We start from the raw sequence: 4,298 nt of genomic DNA on the forward strand, positions 1-4,298 counted from the left end.
GTTCAGTCGGGGGATGGATACGATCAGCATCCCACCGGATCCGGCGAAGGACACCATGACCAGCTCACTGCTCACTGACCTCCGCGAGCGCGTCATCGACGAGGCGGAACCGTTGCCCGGCCTGTTGCGCAAGTGCCTGATGCTCGGCGCGCAGACCGGCTCGCAGAGCCTGCGGGAGTGGGCGAGGTTCGAGCTCAACGGCTACCCGGACGATGTCGACGCGCCTGCCTACCGGAGCATCCATGCCGGCATGCTCATGTCCTCCATCAGCGGCAACACCGTCGTGAGCAGGCAACCCGTCTCGTGGTACGACTTCCCCGACGACGTCCGGGAGGTGGTCCCCGAACTGCTGACCCTCAAGGGGCCTCTGGCGGAGATCGAGGAGATGGCGACTCGGGAGGCGTTCCACTACGGGACCGGCCCGCTCAGTGCAGCGCAGATGGTGTTCAACGCCATCCTGCCGCCGCATCAGCAGATCACCAGCCTGATGTACGCGGTGCCCGGTCCGACCCTCCGCGGCATCGTGGACCGCATCCGCACCAGCCTGGTCGAGCTCGTCGCCGACCTCACCGCCGACACCCCCCTCGGTGAGCTGCCCAGCCGCGCCGCGGTCGATGCCGCGCTGAGCGATCGCGTGGGCGTGCAATACATCACCTATCTCCACGCGCCGTCTGGCCCTGTGGCTGTCGGCGAGGGCGCCCATGCTCAGGGCACGGTCGAAGACCTCTCTCGCGCGCTTGCAGACCTGCGTGTGATGGCGGAGAAGGAGGGGGAGGAGGAGTTGACCGAGGCCATCGACGAACTCCAGCAGGCGCTCCAGGAAGACCAGCCCGCCGTCGGCCCTGTGGCTGAGGGAGCCGGTCGCCTGCGTCGTCTCGCCGCCAACGTAGGGAGCGCGGCCCTGGGGTCCGCCGTCACGGGGGTGGTGGAGACTGCCACCGCCATGGCCTTCGGCGGCGTCTTCGGCTGAGGGCCCGGGGGCCGCGTGCCGCCGAGGGCGGGCGACGTCGCCCCGCCGGCGTGCGCCAGGATCTCAGCCCCCCGATCCGAGAGAGCGGGCCGGGGACGCCGACGGGCGCGGACCGTGCGGTCCGCGCCCGTCGGGGGAGGTGGCGGCTCAGGGCTGGGGGTGATCCAGCTCGTGAGCGGCCATGGCGTCCAGGGTGCGGACCAGCTCGGGGAAGAGCATGGTCAGCACCTCGATGGAGCGGGCGCCCTTGGGGTGGTCGGCGACGGCGCGCCAGTGGCGGGCCACGGTGCGCGCGTGGTTGTCGCGGCGGGTGTAGAAGGCCTTGGCGTCCTGATACCCGGCCTTGTAGCCGTCGGCGTAGGTGGGGGTGGTGGTCTGCTGCTCCATGAGCTGCCTCCTCCAGTAAGGGTGCAGGTGGCCGAATGCCTCCCGCTGTGTCAAACCATACACTCACGATGTTGTGGTGGCCAACCCGCGAGCGCGGGCAGGGCGGGGACGTGTCGCGGAGATCCGCAGCCGGCAGCTGCACCTGGAGCTACCGGCTGCGCGGTCGAGTCCGCGACAGGGGGGGTGCCTCTATGGTTTTCGTCAAGCCGCGAGAGCGACTGATGATGGTGCTGGCGGGGCGGTCGGATCTTGATACAGGGTGCCATCGCGGAGCATCGCGTAGAGCACGTCCGTGCGGCGCCGGGCCAGCGCGATCAGCGCCTGGTTGTGGCGTTTGCCCTGGGCTCGTTTGCGGTCGTAGTACGCCCTGGAAGGCGGGTGTGACAGCGAAGCGAACGCTGAGAGGAACAGGGCCCGCTTCAGTCGCTTGTTCCCGCCCCGGGCTACGTGCTCTCCGCGGATCGAGGTCCCGGAGCGTCGGGTGACCGGGGCGATCCCGGCGTAGGAGGCCAGATGCCCGGCATCGACGAAGTCCTTGCCCACAACTTCAGTGAGGATGCGTGCGGCGGTCCTGATCCCTACTCCGGGCATCGAGATCAGGACCGGGTGAAGAGGGTGGGCCTCCACTGCAGCCTCCACCTGGGAGGCCAGGCCGGCCCGCTGACGGGTCAGGCCGGCGAGCTGTTCTGCCAGGATCGGGACCACGGTGGCCGCGGCCTGCGTGCCGGCCACGACCACGGACTGCTCGTCCAGGGCTTGGAAGATCTGTTCCGTGAGAGAAGCGGCCAGGCGTGGGGCGTGCTTGCGCAGCCTGGCCCGCACATGCCCCGGCCCAGCCGTTCTGAGCTGTGCCGGGGTGGGGTAGCGGCCGAGAAGGTCTGCCACGGCGGGGTGGGTGATCCTGGGCCCGAGCACGCGCTCGAGCGCGGGGTGGATCTGGGTGAGGAGTCCGCGCAGCCGGTTCGAGGTCGCGGTGATCTGCGCGGCGAGGTCGTCATCGAACCCGGCGAGCATGGCCAGCTCGGCGATCTGTTCCTCATCGACTCGGATGGAGCGCAGCGTATGGGGCATCGTGCGGGCTGCTTCAGCGATGATCGCCGCGTCCTTGGCGTCGGTCTTGGCCGAGCCGGGGTGCAGGTCAGCGATCCGTCGCATTGCCAGCCCGGGCAGGTACGCCACCTCAACGCCGTCGCAGGCCTGGGCCACGGCCACGGGCAGGGCGCCGATCGTGGCCGGTTGATCGACGACGAGCAGCGCGGGCCCGTGGGCGCGGGCGAGCTCGTCGAGGATGCCGCGTAGGCGGGTCTCGTCGTTGGGCAGGGCCTTGTCATAGACCTTTTTCCCGGCCGCGGTGAGGGCCACGGCGTGGTGCTCGGCCTTGCCGACGTCAAGGCCGATGAACACGGCCGGGTGCTGCTGTGCTGTCATGATCGTTCCCTTCTGGTGCGCCGGTGGCGTGTGCTGGCCGGCCGGGAGGTGATCACGCTCGGCATCCACGTTACGAAGGCCCTTGTCAGCCGGGTCCTGCCTCTATCAGCGATCCGTGACCACCGGACCGGTCCTGGGTGACAACACCCCCCGGATCATGGATGACTGGGGGCAAACGATCATGCCCAGGACCGGCCGGTCAGCACTCCCTGATCCTGCCGGATCCAGGAGCCACGAAGAAGGTAACGTGGCGCCGGTGAGCGGCCCCCGGGCCGGTTCGGTCAGCCCTTGACGGGCTTCCCGGACAGGTCGAGGTCGGCGGCGACCACGGCTACCGAGGTGGCGCGGATCATGGCGGACACGGCGCGCACGTGTGCGTGGCACGGGACGCACGCCTTGGCGAGCGCCAGGCGCTCGTCGGCCTGGGTCCCCTGGCCTCGGAGCCAGGACACGTAGGCCAGCGCGGCCAGCGCGCCGGCGGCGGCCTCACGCGGACCCATGGCCACGGCGGCGTTGAGCACCGCCTCCGCCTCCACCGTGGTCTTCCAGCTCAGCCCGTCCGGGAACGTGCCCGTGTGGAAGTCCACCCCCTCCATCCGCCGCGGCCCGGTCGCATCCACCAGGGCCACGTAGAGGTACTCGGGAGCCTGGCGATCTAGGGTCGCCATGGCGGGCGGGCATGCAAGAGCCCCCCTGAAGGAAGATCCTCCAGAGGGGCTCAACTTTGCATTTTCTCCTAATCAAAGGAGTAGAAATATCCAAATCAGTATTTCCACGATGTGGGGTAAGAGATCGGATGCGAGGGAGGCTATCGCCTCCCAGGGGACTGCATGAAGCCACTCGGCGACCTTCTCGGCGGCCTCGACAGTGTCGGTGACTGCGACCATGCGGTCGGCAAAAAACGACAATGAATATGAGCATTGGGTTTTGCGTGATGCGTCTGATCCACCTGCTCAAGGTGGACGGACGGTGCGTGCCTAACGGATCCTTACAGGAGCCTCTCCCTGTCTCGTAGCGGGTGTGATGTGCATGTGTCAGGCCGCTGTAGCGGCCTCGTACTCTGCCATGGGTCATGCTTCGTTTCCTCTCTTTGTGAGGCACCCGCGCGGCGAGTTCCGCGGGGCGCACCGGGAGTTCCCCAGCCTTTCAAGTATAGCAAAGGAGGGACAGAAAAGCAAATCAGAAGGTGTTTAGGGAATGCACCTATGGGAACCCGCACGAATCCAGGAAGAGTAGGCCGAAGAAGGGCAGTTGGTTAGCGTCTACTGAACACCACCACTGGCACCTGGGAGAGCGACCCAGTGCCCACGGCCATCAGTGGCGAGCGAGTGTGGAGGGCGGGGACGTGTCGCGGAGGGACGCTGCCGGCTCCGTGAGCTCGAGCTGCCGGCCGCCGCGGCTGCTGGAGCTGGGCATCCGGGGCATGTCCCCGGCACGCCGCGGGGTCTGGAAGCGATGCGTGGGGGCTGGTGGCACGGGGTGCGGCCGGTGCGCGGCCGCGACTGGCGTGCTC

Annotated in this window: 5 protein-coding genes; 1 reads left to right on the forward strand and 4 read right to left on the reverse strand. The window is 68.4% G+C overall.

What is annotated here, in order from left to right:
- Positions 1-970: hypothetical protein (locus J1M41_RS08875; protein ID WP_206451598.1), on the forward strand; the 970-nt coding region annotated here is incomplete at its 5' end.
- A 147-nt stretch (positions 971-1,117) separates the two neighbouring features.
- On the opposite strand, the gene J1M41_RS08880 is transcribed toward J1M41_RS08875, so the two are convergent.
- The 4 genes from J1M41_RS08880 to J1M41_RS08895 form a co-directional block, all read right to left on the reverse strand.
- The gene (locus tag J1M41_RS08880; RefSeq protein WP_061873209.1) at positions 1,118-1,357 is read right to left on the reverse strand and encodes a hypothetical protein; all 240 of its coding nucleotides are present in this window, start codon (positions 1,355-1,357) and stop codon (positions 1,118-1,120) included.
- A 201-nt stretch (positions 1,358-1,558) separates the two neighbouring features.
- Positions 1,559-2,785 carry an IS110 family transposase gene (locus tag J1M41_RS08885; protein ID WP_010078639.1) on the reverse strand — a complete coding sequence of 409 codons (1,227 nt, stop codon included), beginning with the start codon at positions 2,783-2,785 and terminating at the stop codon, positions 1,559-1,561.
- Between the two features lie 281 nt (positions 2,786-3,066).
- Complete coding sequence (locus J1M41_RS08890) at positions 3,067-3,453, reverse strand: hypothetical protein (protein ID WP_163721741.1); 387 nt, start codon at positions 3,451-3,453, stop codon at positions 3,067-3,069.
- A gap of 72 nt (positions 3,454-3,525) precedes the next feature.
- Positions 3,526-3,672: a hypothetical protein gene (locus tag J1M41_RS08895; RefSeq protein WP_206451599.1), complete on the reverse strand. Its 147-nt coding sequence runs from the start codon at positions 3,670-3,672 to the stop codon at positions 3,526-3,528.
- Between the last annotated feature and the right edge of the window lie 626 nt (positions 3,673-4,298).

This window comes from Micrococcus sp. KRD096 (genome assembly GCF_017168495.1).
GTDB lineage: Bacteria > Actinomycetota > Actinomycetes > Actinomycetales > Micrococcaceae > Micrococcus > Micrococcus luteus.

Excerpts from the sequence above, each read along its gene's own strand:
- J1M41_RS08880 (WP_061873209.1), bottom strand. The coding sequence starts at position 1,357 with ATGGAGCAGCAGACCACCACCCCCACCTACGCCGACGGCTACAAGGCC.
- J1M41_RS08885 (WP_010078639.1), bottom strand. The coding sequence starts at position 2,785 with ATGACAGCACAGCAGCACCCGGCCGTGTTCATCGGCCTTGACGTCGGC.
- J1M41_RS08895 (WP_206451599.1), bottom strand. The coding sequence starts at position 3,672 with ATGGTCGCAGTCACCGACACTGTCGAGGCCGCCGAGAAGGTCGCCGAG.
- J1M41_RS08890 (WP_163721741.1), bottom strand. The coding sequence starts at position 3,453 with ATGGCGACCCTAGATCGCCAGGCTCCCGAGTACCTCTACGTGGCCCTG.